11 protein-coding genes and 1 tRNA gene are annotated in these 14,530 nt (G+C 63.3%); 3 read left to right on the top strand and 9 right to left on the bottom strand.

Annotation, left to right across the window (positions count from 1 at the left end):
- Positions 1-4: 4 nt before the first annotated feature.
- Positions 5-81, bottom strand: a tRNA-Met gene (locus AB4Y34_RS11205).
- Between the two features lie 260 nt (positions 82-341).
- Here AB4Y34_RS11205 and xth point away from each other — a divergent pair.
- Positions 342-1,118 carry an exodeoxyribonuclease III gene (xth, locus tag AB4Y34_RS11200; RefSeq protein WP_368716059.1) on the top strand — a complete coding sequence of 259 codons (777 nt, stop codon included), beginning with the start codon at positions 342-344 and terminating at the stop codon, positions 1,116-1,118.
- A 51-nt stretch (positions 1,119-1,169) separates the two neighbouring features.
- Here the strand turns inward: xth and AB4Y34_RS11195 are convergent, their stop codons facing one another.
- The 4 genes from AB4Y34_RS11195 to glnA all read right to left on the bottom strand — a co-directional run bounded on the left by AB4Y34_RS11195 (position 1,170) and on the right by glnA (position 7,760).
- Entirely contained in the window at positions 1,170-3,287 is a 2,118-nt protein-coding gene (locus AB4Y34_RS11195) for a prolyl oligopeptidase family protein (protein ID WP_368716058.1), read from the bottom strand.
- Between the two features lie 140 nt (positions 3,288-3,427).
- Positions 3,428-4,966, bottom strand: coding sequence for a nitrogen regulation protein NR(I) (ntrC, locus tag AB4Y34_RS11190; protein WP_176382024.1), 1,539 nt, complete (start codon positions 4,964-4,966; stop codon positions 3,428-3,430).
- A gap of 36 nt (positions 4,967-5,002) precedes the next feature.
- Complete coding sequence (gene glnL, locus AB4Y34_RS11185) at positions 5,003-6,145, bottom strand: nitrogen regulation protein NR(II) (protein WP_018435399.1); 1,143 nt, start codon at positions 6,143-6,145, stop codon at positions 5,003-5,005.
- A 199-nt stretch (positions 6,146-6,344) separates the two neighbouring features.
- Positions 6,345-7,760, bottom strand: coding sequence for a type I glutamate--ammonia ligase (glnA, locus tag AB4Y34_RS11180; RefSeq protein WP_176108159.1), 1,416 nt, complete (start codon positions 7,758-7,760; stop codon positions 6,345-6,347).
- A 456-nt stretch (positions 7,761-8,216) separates the two neighbouring features.
- On the opposite strand from glnA, the gene AB4Y34_RS11175 reads away from it, so the two are divergent.
- Positions 8,217-8,681: a rhodanese-like domain-containing protein gene (locus AB4Y34_RS11175; protein WP_368716057.1), complete on the top strand. Its 465-nt coding sequence runs from the start codon at positions 8,217-8,219 to the stop codon at positions 8,679-8,681.
- 177 nt (positions 8,682-8,858) lie between these two features.
- Here AB4Y34_RS11175 and AB4Y34_RS11170 read toward each other — a convergent pair whose 3' ends face one another.
- The 4 genes from AB4Y34_RS11170 to AB4Y34_RS11155 form a co-directional block, all read right to left on the bottom strand.
- Positions 8,859-9,707, bottom strand: a complete 849-nt coding sequence (locus AB4Y34_RS11170; RefSeq protein WP_368716056.1) for a competence/damage-inducible protein A — start codon at positions 9,705-9,707, stop codon at positions 8,859-8,861.
- 19 nt (positions 9,708-9,726) lie between these two features.
- Positions 9,727-10,560, bottom strand: coding sequence for an EI24 domain-containing protein (locus AB4Y34_RS11165; RefSeq protein ID WP_176382028.1), 834 nt, complete (start codon positions 10,558-10,560; stop codon positions 9,727-9,729).
- A gap of 210 nt (positions 10,561-10,770) precedes the next feature.
- Positions 10,771-11,769, bottom strand: coding sequence for a sterol desaturase family protein (locus AB4Y34_RS11160; RefSeq protein WP_176382030.1), 999 nt, complete (start codon positions 11,767-11,769; stop codon positions 10,771-10,773).
- Positions 11,770-11,850: 81 nt separating this feature from the next.
- Positions 11,851-12,870 carry a beta-propeller fold lactonase family protein gene (locus tag AB4Y34_RS11155; RefSeq protein WP_368716055.1) on the bottom strand — a complete coding sequence of 340 codons (1,020 nt, stop codon included), beginning with the start codon at positions 12,868-12,870 and terminating at the stop codon, positions 11,851-11,853.
- A gap of 728 nt (positions 12,871-13,598) precedes the next feature.
- Between AB4Y34_RS11155 and AB4Y34_RS11150 the strand changes: the two genes are divergently transcribed.
- On the top strand, positions 13,599-14,477 hold the full coding sequence (locus tag AB4Y34_RS11150) for a hypothetical protein (RefSeq protein ID WP_368716054.1): 879 nt from the start codon (positions 13,599-13,601) through the stop codon (positions 14,475-14,477).
- Positions 14,478-14,530: the final 53 nt, after the last annotated feature.

The following is a 14,530-nucleotide window of genomic DNA, read 5'->3' as shown; positions in this document are numbered from 1 at the left end:
GCTTTGGTTGCGGGGGTAGGATTTGAACCTACGACCTTCGGGTTATGAGCCCGACGAGCTGCCAGACTGCTCCACCCCGCGTCAGAGAAAAAAGATTATATAAGCTTGCTAGCAAAACGTCAAACCTATGCGCAGAACATTTATCGAACGATGTCGTCGCGATGAGATTCGAGCCTCGATGAACACGCATGAGCATGCGCCGTGAGCGCAAGACATGCGGCGCAGCCTCGTATTCCACGCATGGCGCGACGCACACAGCAAGTAGAATGTCGCCGACTTTGACCGGCGAGGCCCCCGCTATAATCGGCCTCGCTCTCATCACGCACGCACCGGATATTTTCGTGAAAATCGCCACCTGGAACGTCAACTCCCTCAAAGTCCGCCAGCAGCACGTCATCGACTGGCTCGCGAGCAGCGGCACCGACGTGCTGTGCCTGCAGGAACTGAAGCTCCCCGACGAAAAGTTTCCGCGCGCCGAACTCGAGGCGGTCGGCTATCGAAGCTGGTACGCGGGTCAGAAAACGTATAACGGTGTCGGCATTCTGGTGCGCGAAGGTTTGAACGTCGACGAAGCCAGCATCGTGCGCAACATCCCCGGTTTCGAGGACCCGCAGCAGCGCGTGATCGCGGCGACCGTCGACGGCGTGCGCATCATCTCCGCGTATTTCCCCAACGGCCAGGCGCCCGGCACCGACAAGTTCGCGTACAAGCTACGCTGGCTCGACGCGCTGCACGACTGGCTCGCAACCGAGATGACACTGCATCCGAAGCTCGCGCTGCTCGGCGACTACAACATCGCGCCCGAAGATCGCGATGTGCACGACCCGAAGGCATGGGAAGGTCAGAATCTGGTCTCGCCCGAAGAGCGCGCCGCGTTCGTGCGGCTGATCGGCCTCGGTCTGCTCGACGCCTTCCGCCAGTTCGAGCAGCAGGAAAAGATCTATTCGTGGTGGGACTACCGGATGATGGCGTTCCGTCGCAACGCGGGGTTGCGCATCGATCACATCCTGCTGTCGAAGGCGCTGTCCGACATCTGCAAGGCGTGCGACATCGACAAGGTGCCGCGCAAATGGGATCAGCCGTCGGATCACGCGCCGGTGTTCGCGCAGCTCGGTTGATCCGGAACACAGCCACGAAGCGAGGCAGTGCGGCCTCGCTCCCCTATTGCTTCAAGCGTCGCCCAGCACACCCCACAAGAACTCGAACACCATCGCATCATGCTCGGCCTGCTCCAGTTCATCGGAGCCGCCGTGTCCGCCTTCCGTATTCTCGCGGTACCACACGTTCTGCGCGCCCAGCGCCTGCATGCGCGCGGCCATCTTGCGCGCGTGGCCGGGATGCACGCGATCGTCGGCGGTCGACGTCATGAATAGCACCGGCGGATACGCGACGCCCGCCGCGAGGTTGTGATACGGCGAATACGCGGCGAGTGTGCGCGCTTCATCGGGTTCGTCCGGGTCGCCGTACTCGTCGATCCACGATGCGCCCGCGTGCAGCAGGTGATATCGGCTCATATCGAGCAACGGCACCTCGCACACGACCGCGCCGAATAGCTCCGGCCGCTGCACCATGCAGGCGGCCACCAGCAGACCGCCGTTGCTGCCGCCCTGAATGCCGAGCTGCGCGGCGCTCGTCACGCCTCTCGCGATCAGCGCTTCGGCGACCGCGATGAAATCATCGAACGCGCGCTGGCGATTTTCTCCCTGCGCCGCCGTGTGCCAGCGCGTGCCGAACTCGCCGCCGCCGCGAATATGTGCGACCACGTACACGCCGCCGCGTTCGAGCCAGCCGATGCCCTGCCCCGTCAGATAGCTCGGCAACAGCGGAATCGCGAAGCCGCCGTAGCCGCTCAGCAGACACGGACGCGTCGGTTGTCGATCGCCCGGCGATGACGGTGCTTCCTTCGGCCCAATCACCGTGTACGGTATGCGCGTGCCATCGGCCGATACCGCATGGCCGCGCGTCACGGCAACGCTCGTCGCGTCGAACTGCGTCGGCCAACGGTCGAGCAACTCCCATTCGCCGGGCTCGTCGCGCGCGAGATCGGAGAGCCAGTAGGCAGGCGGTTGCAGATAATCGTCGGTGTCGACGAACACTTCGTCGTTCAGCGTCGACTCGACCGGCGACACATCGACCTGCGCATCGCCGTGCGCCGCAAACACGCGCTCGCGCCAGTGCCACGTGCCGTCCTCGCGCTGCGAAGGCGTCCAGATCAGCGTCTTGGCGCGTACGTCGTCGAGATACGACACGATCAGATGATGGCGCGTATGCGACCAGTCGCAGGCCGAGGTCAGCGGTGTCGGCGTGAAAAGCGGCGTCACGTCGCGCTCGCCGCGCAAAAACGCGTCCTCGCGAATCGCGAGCAGCGCGCCGCCAGGATAGCGCGCGCGATTGCCGTCCCACTCGCAGTCCCAGTCGAGCCGTGGCTCTAGCAGCAGCCAGCCCTGCCACGCCCCCACCGCGACATGCGACGGCACGTCGTAACGATGCCAGGCATCGCTGACGTGGTCGAGGTAATAGGTGTGCGAATCGAAAAAGTCGACGCTGCTCGTCACCGTATGCCGGCGATCGAGCGGATCGTAATTCGCCTCCACGCCGATGTCGTCAAACTCGCCGCGAAACACGACGGGCGCGTCGGCGAGCGCGGTGCCACGGGTCCAGCGCCGCACGTCGCGTGGATAACCGGAACGCGTCAGCGTCTTGCGCCCGTTGTCCCAGCCGACGTACAGCGTATCGCGATCGATCCACGACACCGTGTGCTTGCCCGCCTTTGCTATCGCGAAACCATCGTTAATGAAACGCCGCGCGTCGAGATCGAACTCGCGCACGACGAGCGCGTCCGAGCCGCCCGGAGACATCGTGATCAGCGCGCGGTCGCCGTCCGGATAAAGGATGTCGAGATCGACGCACACCCACGGTGTGCCTTCGGCCGCGCCGAGCGCGTCGAAGTCGAGCAGGTTCTGCCACACCGGCGCGCCGGCGCGCCATGCGGCCCACGCGGTGCGTCGCCAGAGGCCGCGCGGATTGCTCGCGTCCTGCCACAGATCGTAGGCCCAGTCCTTCCAGCGATCCGGAATCACCGGGCGCTCGCGCGGCAGATAGGCATCGGCGAGCCGGCGTCTGAGCGCGTCGAACGACGCGCCGCTGCACCACGCCGCGCGGGTGCGCGCATTCTGCGCGTCGACCCATGCGAGTGCGTCGGTGTCGTACAACTCTTCGAGCGACAGGAAAGGATCGGGGGAAAGCGGCCACTCGAACGGGGCGGGAGAAGCGGGAGAAGCTGGCATCGTCGGCTGTCGGATCGGAACAGCGTTGATTATGCCTCGTGCACGACAGTTGCCGGTTTGCCGTAACGCGCGATGCAAAAACGACGAAGGCGGCCTGAGCCGCCCTCGCCTGCGATGCAGGATCGCTCAATAGGACCGCATCAAGGCTCGAGATTGAGCTCCTGAATCTTGCGCGTAATCGTATTGCGCCCGATACCGAGCCGCTCGGCCGCCTCGACCTTGCGGCCGCGCGTGAAGTCGAGCGCCTCGCGGATCACGGCCGCTTCGAAGCGGCGCGCGAGTTCGTCCATCACGTCGGCCGCGTTCTCGCGCAGCATGCGCGCGACTTCGGTGCGCAGGCCGCCTTCCCATGCGCTCAGCGCGGTGGCGACCGACGCACCGCCCGCACCGACCGGATGCACGAGCGTGCTGGCGTTCGCGCCAGCGAGCGGCGCACCGACCGTGAATCCCGCATTGGTCATCGCGGCGCCATCCGTCGTCGCGCCCGCGGCGGCGCCCGCACCGGGCTCGCTCCCGCCGCCGTGCGCGGGCCCGAGATCGGGCGGCAGATCCTTGATTTCGATCGTCTGCGCGGGCGCCATCACCGTGAGCCAGTTCGCGAGATTCTCGAGTTGCCGCACGTTGCCCGGAAACGGCAGCGACGCCAGATACGCGAGCGCCTCGTCGGACACGCGCTTCGGTTCGACACCGAGATCACGCGCGCTCTTCTGCAGGAAATGCCGCGTCAGCAGAGGAATGTCCTCGCTACGCTCGCGCAACGCGGGCAAGCGCAAGCGGATCACGTTCAGACGGTGATACAGGTCCTCGCGAAACAGCCCCTGCCGCACGCGCGCTTCGAGATTCTGGTGTGTCGCCGCGATCACGCGCACATTCGCGCGCAGCGGATTATGGCCGCCCACGCGATAGAACTGTCCGTCCGACAGCACGCGCAACAGGCGCGTCTGCAGATCGAACGGCATGTCGCCGATTTCGTCGAGAAACAGCGTGCCGTTCTCGGCCTGTTCGAAGCGTCCCTGGCGCATCGCCTGCGCGCCGGTGAACGCCCCACGCTCATGACCGAACAGTTCGGACTCCAGCAGATCCTTCGGAATCGCGGCCGTGTTCAACGCGATGAAGGGGCCGTTCGCGCGTGGGCTATGTCGGTGCAGCGCACGCGCGACCAGTTCCTTCCCGGTGCCTGATTCGCCGGTAATGAGCACGGTGGCCGCCGAATGCGACAGGCGACCGATCGCGCGAAACATGTCCTGCATCGCGGGTGCCTGGCCGAGCATCTCGGGCGCTTCGGCGACGCGCTCGTCCCACGTCTGCTCGCCACGCATGCTTTCGTCGACCGCGCGGCGAATCAGCTCGACAGCCTTATCGACATCGAACGGCTTCGCCAGATACTCGAACGCACCGCCCTGGAATGCGGCCACCGCGCTATCGAGATCCGAGAACGCGGTCATGATGATGACCGGCAAGCCTGGCACCTTGTCGCGGACGGTTTGCAGCAGCTCCAGCCCGGAGCCGCCGGGCATGCGGATATCGGAGACCAGCACCTGCGGGCTGTCGTGATCGAGCGCGGCGGACGCTTCGCGCACGTTGGCGAAGCTGCGCGTCGCGAAGTTCTCGCGCGCCAGCGCTTTCTCGAGCACCCAGCGAATTGATTGATCGTCGTCTACTATCCAGATCGGCTTCATATGGTTCGGTCAGAAGTCTTGAGGTGCTTGTGGTATCTAGAGGTCGAGCGGCAGCAGAATCTGAAACTCGGTATGGCCCGGCCGGCTGTCCACCTCGATCAGACCCTCGTGCTGCTGCACGAAGGTCTGCGCAAGCGTTAGACCGAGACCGCTGCCGTCCTCGCGCCCCGATACGAGCGGATAGAAAATGCGGTCGCGAATCTCTTCCGGAATGCCTGGGCCGTTGTCGACGATATGCAAGTCCAATGCCAGCTTGCACAGGCGTTTTGAAATCGTGACCTTGCGCGCGATGCGCGTACGCAACTCGATGCGCGCATCGCCCTGCGAGATCCGCTCGCGCAACGCCTCGGCCGCATTGCGCACGATGTTCAGCAGCGCCTGGATCAGCTGCTCCTTGTCGCCGCGCAGATCCGGCACGCTGACGTCGTAGTCGCGCTCGATCGTCAGGCCGCGCGGAAATTCCGCGAGAATCACCTGACGCACGCGCTCGCACACCTCGTGAATATTCACGTCGCCGACGATATGCGGATGACGGTGCGGTTCGAGCAGGCGGTCGACCAGCGTCTGCAGGCGGTCCGATTCCTTGATGATGACCTGGGTGTACTCGCGCAACTCGTCGCGCTGACGCTCGCCGAGTTCGAATTCGAGCAGTTGCGCGGCGCCGCGAATGCCGCCGAGCGGATTCTTGATTTCGTGTGCGAGATTGCGGATCAGATGCTTGTTGACGGCCGTCAGGTCGTTGATGCGCTCTTCACGGTCGGTGCGCAGATGCCGCTCGTTCTCGAACAGTTCGAGCAACACGTAGTCCTGCGCGCTTTCCAGAAAGCCGACGATCGCATGCACGTGCAGCGGCTCGTGGCCGGGACGCTCGAGCACGGCGTCCAGATGCGTCGCGTGAAAACGGTGCGCGGCGATCGCGGTGATCGTCGCGACCAGTTCGTCCGCATTCGAGAAGATGTCCGGCCACGCCATCTGCGTGAGCTGCTTGCGCGACATCTCCAGCATCGACTCCGCCGACGGATTCGCGAACGCGACGCGCAGCGTGCGCTTCTCGAGCACCAGCACGACGGTGGGCAACGCCTCGAAGCCTGGCAGCAAGCCAGAGCTCACGAGCTGCACGTCATCCGACAGCGTCTGTTCGTGTCCTTTCCTTGCCTTGATCAGATTCTTGAGAACCATCTTGCAATGTGGCCGGTAGGAGATGGTGATAAATCAGGAGTGCGGCCTGTTGGTGATTCGTCGCAATGCATGTCGCCCGCGCGCGGCCGGCCGTGCGTACGGCCTAACGAAAAAGGGACGGCGCCGCCGTCCCTTCGTGACCGATCGCGAGCGTCGGGCAAAGCGCTTCGCCGCGTGAAGGGCGAAGCGCCATCGCCGCTTACAGCGAGTAGTACATTTCGAATTCGATCGGGTGCACCGACTGACGATAGCGTTGCAGCTCGCCCGTCTTCAGTTCGATGTACGCGTCGAGCATCGAATCCGTGAACACGCCACCGCGCGTCAGGAACTCGCGGTCCGCGTCGAGTGCGTCGAGAGCCTGGTCGAGGCCGGCGCACACGGTCGGGATCTTTGCATCCTCTTCCGGCGGCAGGTCGTACAGGTTCTTGTCGGCAGCTTCGCCCGGGTGAATCTTGTTCTGTACGCCGTCCAGACCCGCCATCATCAGCGCGGAGAAGCACAGGTACGGATTCGCCAGCGGATCCGGGAAGCGCGTTTCGATACGGCGGCCCTTCGGGTTCGACACGTGCGGAATACGGATCGATGCCGAACGGTTGCGAGCCGAGTAAGCCAGCTTGACCGGCGCTTCGAAGTGCGGCACGAGACGTTTGTACGAGTTCGTACCCGGGTTGGTGATCGCGTTCAGCGCGCGAGCGTGCTTGATGATGCCGCCGATGTAGAACAGCGCGAATTCCGACAGACCTGCGTAACCATTGCCCGCGAACAGGTTCTGGCCGTCCTTCCAGATCGACTGGTGAACGTGCATGCCCGAGCCGTTATCGCCGACGACCGGCTTCGGCATGAACGTCGCCGTCTTGCCGTACGTGTGCGCGACGTTGTGGACGATGTACTTCATCTGCTGCAGCCAGTCCGCGCGCTGCACGAGCGTCGAGAACTTGGTGCCGATTTCGTTCTGGCCCTGGCCCGCCACTTCGTGGTGGTGCACTTCGACCGGAATGCCGATCTGTTCGAGCAGCAGACACATTTCCGAGCGGATGTCCTGGAACGTGTCGACCGGCGCGACCGGGAAGTAGCCGCCCTTGGTGCCCGGACGGTGGCCGGTGTTGCCGCCTTCGAATTCCTTCGCCGACGACCACGGTGCTTCTTCCGAACCGATCTTGATGAAGCAGCCCGACTGGTCCGTATTCCACTGGACCGAGTCGAAAATGAAGAATTCCGGTTCCGGACCGAAGTACGCGGTGTCGCCGAGGCCCGAGCTCTTCAGGTACGCTTCGGCGCGCTTTGCGAGCGAGCGCGGGTCGCGCTCGTAGCCCTTGCCGTCAGCCGGTTCGACGACGTCGCAGGTCAGCACGAGGGTCGATTCTTCGAAGAACGGGTCGATGAAGGCCGTGTTCGCGTCCGGGACCAGCAACATGTCCGATGCTTCGATGCCCTTCCAGCCGGCAATCGACGAACCGTCAAACGCATGGCCGCTTTCGAACTTGTCTTCATCGAATGCCGACACCGGCACCGAAACGTGTTGCTCTTTGCCGCGCGTGTCGGTGAAGCGGAAGTCGACAAACTTGACGTCTTCGTCTTTGACGAGTTGAACGACGTCGGCCACGGATTTACTCATAACCTATCTCCTGATTAACAATTTCGGCGGATTTCAGCCGCCGCCCAATCTAGCTGACCCGTCCCGGAACGTCCACTTATACGGCGTCGCAGGCGGAAAATTCTGCGGGACCAATCGATCGGCACCAATAAAGCAGATAATGTGCCACCTCTGGTCCCGCGATGAGCCAATTCGGCGCACATCGTTACTGCGCTTACGTGTGCGGGCTACGCGCGGAGCGCGGGCTGCGCTACAAGGAAACGCCCGAGCATCCTTGTGCACCAATTTCGTGCATTCACCGCTTTGGAAATCGCGTTATCTTCCATTTTGGTGCATTCCGACGAAAGTGCACCATATTTGCGCATCGAGATTGGGGCAGCGCCCGCCGATTGCCCCCACGACGCCCAGTCTACCCAGGTCTGCGCGGTGCCTGCCGCGCGCTAGAATGATCATTTGGTCCGAAGGAGATTGACGCTCATGAGCACGCTCGAACAGCTTTACGCGAAGGCGGACGCCCGTCGCGCCGAGAACCAATTGCCCTACGCGGGCGCGGTATCGCCGGCCGAGGCGTTCGAATTGCTGGAACTCGATCCGCGCACGTGTCTCGTCGACGTGCGTACCCGCGCCGAACTCGACTGGGTCGGCCGGCCGGTGATCGGTGATGGCCAATACGCGCATGTCGAATGGACGCGCTATCCGGGCGCCGTGCCCAATCAGGAGTTCATGCAGCAACTCGCGCAGGTCGCCTCGCCCGACACGCCCGTCCTGTTCCTGTGCCGCAGCGCCGCGCGCTCGAAGCTCGCCGCGATCGCCGCGACCCAGGCCGGCTTCACGAAGGCGTACGACCTGCTGGAAGGCTTCGAAGGCGACAAGGACGGCCAGGGGCATCGGAAGACGGTGTCGGGATGGTGTTTTCGCGGCTTGCCGTGGATCGGCGCCTGATGGCGGACTGGCGCACTGTCGTCACATGCGCAAGTCCGGTCTAGCGGGGCTGAGGCAGGCTAATCGAAAACAGGACGCGCCGACCATGCACTGATTGCATCGTCGGCGCGGGTTGTGACACTGCGATGTCGCGGCTCGCGCCAACCCGACCCTCAGGCGCGAACCGCTGTCGCCTTCTCAGCTTCGCGGCTTACGCGTGGCGGCCGCCGCCGCTGCCGCGACTTCAGGCTCGACGATGTCGCCACCGAGCAGATGCACCCCTTCGCGCAGCTTCACGAAAGCCGCGGCGACGGCTTCCGGCTCACCCTTCACCCCGAGATCGATGTGATGCCGCGCATACACGCCGCCGCGCTCCGCATCCCCGACGCTCGGCAGGCTGAACACCCGCACGCCAGGAAAATCCCGCTCGATTTTCTCCATCAGCGGCGTTACGCGCGACTCCGGCAGCTCGAACACCAGCAGCGACTTTTCGGCGTGCGGCGTGGTGTGATGCAGATGCGCGTACTGCGTGTCCAGCACCCACTCGATCATCGGCCAGGCCATCACCGGGAAACCCGGCACGAAATGGTGCTGGCGGATCGAAAAACCCGGAATCTTGTTGTAGCCGTTCGGAATGATGTCGGCGCCCTGCGGATACGTGCCCATGTTCAGGCGATGCCGGTTCTCGGGCGAGTTCAGATCCAGCGGTGTCGTTGAAGTCGCCGGATACATGTCGCGGATGCGCTCCTGGATCAGCTTCGCGGCCTGCGGATGCAGCTCGAGCGGCACGCCGAGCGCGGCCGCTGCGCATTGGCGCGTGTGGTCGTCAGGTGTCGCGCCGATGCCGCCCGTCGAGAAAACGATGTCGCCCGACGCGAACGTCCGACGCAGCGTCGCCGTGATGCGCTCCGGATCGTCGCCGATGTACTCCGCCCAGCCGAGCGACAGCCCGCGCGCCCGGAGCAACTCGATGACCTTCGGTAGATGCTTGTCGACGCGCCTGCCCGACAGGATTTCATCGCCGATGATGATGACGCCGAATGCCATTGCCGCCTCTTTCGTTTGATCAATAGGGAACCGGCGCGACCTCGCGCGCGCCGCCAGACGCTTCCGCCCGCATACGCTGCAGCGCGCGCAGGCAGTAGTTGCCGAACCATAGCGCCGAGAACACCAGGATGAACGCGTAAATCCAGATCGTCACCGTGGTAATCACAGGGAACAGCACGACCAGCCAGACCGACGACGCCCACAGCAGCGTCGGCAGCGAGCCTAGCAGGCCGCTCACGACACCGATCAGCAGCAGCGGCAAGCGGTGGCGCCGCACGAGTTCGCGCCGCTCGTCGCGCGTCGCATGCAACGCGAGCGCGTCGTAGGTCATCACCCGATACGTGAGCCAGCCCCACAGCAGCGGAGGAATCAACGCGAAGAACGGCGGTACGAGCCACAGCGGCAACGTGACGATCAGCAGCACGAGACACAGCAGCGTGGTCCAGAGCGCCTGACCGAGGCTACCGTACCATGTTCCGCCGCGGCGTATCTCCAGCCCGGCGAATTGGCGCGCCGCGAGAAAGCGGATCACGGCCGGCATCGACAGCATGGCGATCAGCAGCAGCACCGTGACGACGATCAACGGGATCGCCATTGCAATTACGATGAACGGCGCGATGACCGCGTGCAGCGTCGAGAAACCGAGCACGTCGAACAGATGATAAAGCGTGGCGGTGAAAGACCAGTCGTCGAGCCACGTGCGGGTCGCGCCGGTCACCGTCTGCCAGAAGAACCACAGGAGCAAGCCCCAGCCGACCGTCGCGACGATAAACGGTTTGAAGGTCAGCCAGAGCATGCGCGGATGCACCGCGCTTGCGAGTGCACGCCCAAACGAGCGCAACAGATCATTCATGCGAGCCAATGCCTGCGAACGGAACGATGGACAGGAAAAATGCGCCGCGCGCCGGCCTGGCATGCTGGTGGGGCACTGGAGGTGCGCACGAACGTGCACAGCATAAACCAAGCGACACGCCGCCGACGGAAGTGGGCGGCGGGGCGGAGCGCGTGCTCGAGAGGATTCGCAATGGACTCAGACTGAACTCTGAATGGACTCTGAAAGGACTCAAACGGCAGCGGTGTCGTTGCCGGTTGCGCGGCGCTTCGATACCAGGCGATGCGCGATGCGCACGAAGGCGAACCAGTGCTGCGCCCAGAAGCCATCGCCATAGCGGCGGCCTTCGAGCTGATCGCTGATACCGGTCGGCTCCACGTCGCGGCTCCACGACGCGCTGCGGAACAACATGTCCCACCATGGGAACAGCACGCCGAAATTGCAGCCGTGCTTGAGCCCTTCATGACCTAAGCCGATTGCGTGGTGACGGCGATGGAACGCCGGACTGACGAGCAGCCGCTCGCCGAGCCAGCCGTAATACAGCCGGATGTTCGCGTGCTGCACGCTCTGCGCGAGGTTCGTGATCGCGACCAGCACGACGAACTGCGACGGCGGCACACCGATCGCGAGCGAGATCACCGCGAAGAACGACGCCTGCAGCAAATCATCGAGCAGATGGTTACGATCGTCGGACCAAAGCGACATCTGCCGCTGACTATGGTGTACCGCATGCAGTTCCCACCACACGCCGAAGCGGTGCTGCCCGCGGTGATACCAGTAGCCGGCGAAATCGAGCACGAACAGATACATGACGAACGTGACGAGCGGCTGCGTGGTCACGCCGGGCCACAGGTTGTCGAAGTTCAGGTTCGCGATGCCGTGAAGCCTGAGCCAGCCTTGCACGTTGTCGAAGAACGGCTGCAGTGCGAAGAAAAAGAAAAGATTCAGAATGCCGAGCTTGGCGATCCACGTGTACAGCACGTCGACCCGCACTGCCTTGCGGTTCTCCCATTGCTCGACCGGACGCAGCGCCTCGAGCGGACGCAGGATCGCGTACATCGCGAGCACCTCGAGCACACCGACGATGACCCAGTACAGGCTGTCGTACGTGTCCTCGTCGTAGTCCATCAGATTGAACCGGAACAGCAGCGGCTGTACCACGTCGACGTACAGCCACGTCTGCGTGGCTGAAACGAAGCTGTCGAGTGTCGAGAAAATCAGATGGAACATGATGCTGGCCTGTTACTTCATCCCTGGTGGCTCGTGGCGCCGGGGCTCTGCTGCGTTGCTCCCAGGCACCCCTGAGACCCCTCAAGCACCGTTCGGCGCCGTGACCGGCGCGCGGTTGAAGAAATAGATGCCATGCGGCGAGCGGCCGACCGCAATCGTCTGGACCAGCTTGCGCGTATTGAGATCGATGATGCCAATGTGCTTCGCGAAGCGGAAGGTCACCCACAGATAGCGCTTGTCGGCGGAAAGCTCCATGTCGTCCGGTCCCGGCATCAGGCCGGTGATATCGCCGACGTTGGTGAGCGTGTCTTCGTCGATGATGCTGATCGTGCTAGCGACGCGGTTCGACACCGCGACATGCTTGCCGTCGGCGAGCGAGCGGAAGTTGTGAGCGCCCTTGCCCGTGTGAATCGTCTTGACGACTTTCTGGTTCCGCCAATCCACGACGGCGACGTAGTCCTCGCCGGTCATGCCGACGAGCAGGTACTTTTCGCCCGGCGTCATCCACAGGCCCGCGGGCACCTTGCCGACCTTCATCTTCCATTTGACGGTTTGCGTGGGCAGGTCGATGGCGGCGAGTTCGCCCGAGATCTGCAGCGAAACGAACACCGTCCTGCTGTCATTCGTGAACGCCATATGGCTGGGCATCACCGCGAGCGGCAGCCGTGAAGCCAGCGTCATCTGGTTTTTCTGGTTGTCGTAGTGGTAGATGTCGAGGCGGTCGAGCCGCAAGCCCGTAGTGACGAGCCACTTGCGATCCGGCGAAAAACCGATTTGATAGGGATCTTCGATGTTCTCGACCCAGCGCTGCAACTGCCCCGTTTTCGGATCGACGAACATCAGGCTGTTCGACACCGAATTGGCGACGATCAGCGAGGAATTGTCCGGCGTGGCCATCAGGTGATGCGGTTCCTTGCCCGTGGGCACGGTGCCGATGACCTGGCGGCTGTTCTCGTCGATCAGGCTCAGCGTGGCCTCACCGGAATTGAGCACGATCACGTTATTGGCGTGCGCCGCCGGAGAAAAAAAGCCTGCGGCGGCGACCAGCACCGCAGTTGCGGCGAACGTGGCAGTCAAGCCGGGAAGAAGAAATTTACGCATGAAAACTCGCTTCGGAGAACAACGGTCATTGTAGAACGTTTGCCGGTCCGAGCGGTTGACGTAAGTCACCGGGCGACGAGCGAAAAATGACGGATGCGATGAAGTGCGGCCGCGCGCGGGAAAGTTCGTCTGCCACGTCCCGTTTGATGCTCGCGCCGCGGGTTTTCGAGTGAGGAATCAATGTGCTCTCCTTGCCAGAATCAATCATGCATCAGCCACACGCCAATATCGCCCAAAGCAATAATCAAAACAATAGGAATATGCTTTTTTTCGCGTCAATAAATCTACCTGTATTAATATATTTTTTAGCCCAATTGAATTTCGGAGTTCGCTGATATCTGAATTGCGCGCGGGCGTCGGAGAATTCTTCCTGCGCGTCGTCCCGCCAGCGCCTCATCCGTGGGAACCACGCGTATAACGCGGGGACGACGCGCGCTCGACCAAATAGCGCAAGCTTCACCAATGGCCAGCGTTTTTATTTTCGAGATTTTCAAACTTACCTGGGCAATAACGTCACGCCAATCTCGAATTACGCACCACACGCCACGAACTGAAATAATGCGGAGGATTTTAAATTGATTAACAAGAACATTTCTATAATTGGCCGTACCACATCTCAAAGAAATGTCGCAGCGGCGCAAACTGCCTGCCTGCAAACACACCGTGCTTCCGCGCGCCAGAAAAGCATCGCCCGAGCAGTTCGACGTACTGCGGGTGTTGCCATAGCGGTGGCCCTGTGCGTCACGGAAGCGAACGGCGCCGGCGTCGATTCCGTCGAGGTAGGCACGGCCAGCGCGCCCGCCGACGCCGCGGTCGCGATAGGCGCACAGGCCATCGCAAGCGGCAACTCATCGCTGGCGATCGGCTCGCAGGCGAACGCGCAAAACGACGGCGCGCTCGCGGTAGGGGCAGGCGCCACGGCGCAGGGCGACAGCGCAGTCGCCGTGGGTCTCTCCTCTTCCGCAAAAGGCGAAGGCGCAAGCGCCTTTGGGCCCTATGCGAATGCGCAGGCGGAACGCGCGACCGCGGTCGGTCTGGACGCGTCGGCGCTCGGTGTCGACTCGGTCGCAACGGGCTCCGGTTCAATGGCGGCGAATTCGGCCGCCTCCGCGTTTGGCTCCCAATCCACGGCAACCAGCGTCGGATCGACCGCGCTCGGCTATGTCGCGCAGGCCGGAGGCGCCAACTCGCTTGCCGCCGGAGCATGGGCCTCGGCACTGGCGGACTCGAGCGTCGCGCTTGGTAGTAACACCCTCGTCAGCGGTGTCGGCGCCATCGCCCTCGGCGTCGCTGCGCAGGCGAGCGGCGCCTACGCCAGCGCAATCGGCTTCGGCGCAACGGCAGCGGGAGCCGGCGCGATCGCGCTCGGCAGCAACGCAAACGCGAGCGCCGACAATAGCGTCGCGCTGGGCGCCAATGCCAGCACCACGACGGATCTGTCGCAAAGCGCATTTGTGCCCGGGGGAGCGGGCGCTACCCCCGTCGCGGCCCCCATCGCGACAGGCGAAGTCTCACTTGGCTCGGCGAATAATGAGTCGGGTCTGAATAATTCGTTTTGGACGGCGCTTGCCCTCACGGCTGGTATTCGACAGCGATTGAGCGGTTGAGCAAAGCGGCCAGAACAGCGGCGTAAAAAAGCCTCAGCTTCCTGAGGATCATC

It is taken from the genome of Paraburkholderia sp. BR10954 (assembly GCF_040965775.1).
Classification (GTDB): domain Bacteria; phylum Pseudomonadota; class Gammaproteobacteria; order Burkholderiales; family Burkholderiaceae; genus Paraburkholderia; species Paraburkholderia youngii.
This window is presented reverse-complemented; position numbering and strand designations above follow the sequence as displayed.

Coding starts and splice junctions, on each gene's coding strand:
- AB4Y34_RS11165 (WP_176382028.1), bottom strand. CDS start 10,560: ATGAATGATCTGTTGCGCTCGTTTGGGCGTGCACTCGCAAGCGCGGTG.
- AB4Y34_RS11195 (WP_368716058.1), bottom strand. CDS start 3,287: ATGCCAGCTTCTCCCGCTTCTCCCGCCCCGTTCGAGTGGCCGCTTTCC.
- glnL (WP_018435399.1), bottom strand. CDS start 6,145: ATGGTTCTCAAGAATCTGATCAAGGCAAGGAAAGGACACGAACAGACG.
- AB4Y34_RS11160 (WP_176382030.1), bottom strand. CDS start 11,769: ATGTTCCATCTGATTTTCTCGACACTCGACAGCTTCGTTTCAGCCACG.
- ntrC (WP_176382024.1), bottom strand. CDS start 4,966: ATGAAGCCGATCTGGATAGTAGACGACGATCAATCAATTCGCTGGGTG.
- AB4Y34_RS11155 (WP_368716055.1), bottom strand. CDS start 12,870: ATGCGTAAATTTCTTCTTCCCGGCTTGACTGCCACGTTCGCCGCAACT.
- glnA (WP_176108159.1), bottom strand. CDS start 7,760: ATGAGTAAATCCGTGGCCGACGTCGTTCAACTCGTCAAAGACGAAGAC.
- AB4Y34_RS11175 (WP_368716057.1), top strand. CDS start 8,217: ATGAGCACGCTCGAACAGCTTTACGCGAAGGCGGACGCCCGTCGCGCC.
- AB4Y34_RS11170 (WP_368716056.1), bottom strand. CDS start 9,707: ATGGCATTCGGCGTCATCATCATCGGCGATGAAATCCTGTCGGGCAGG.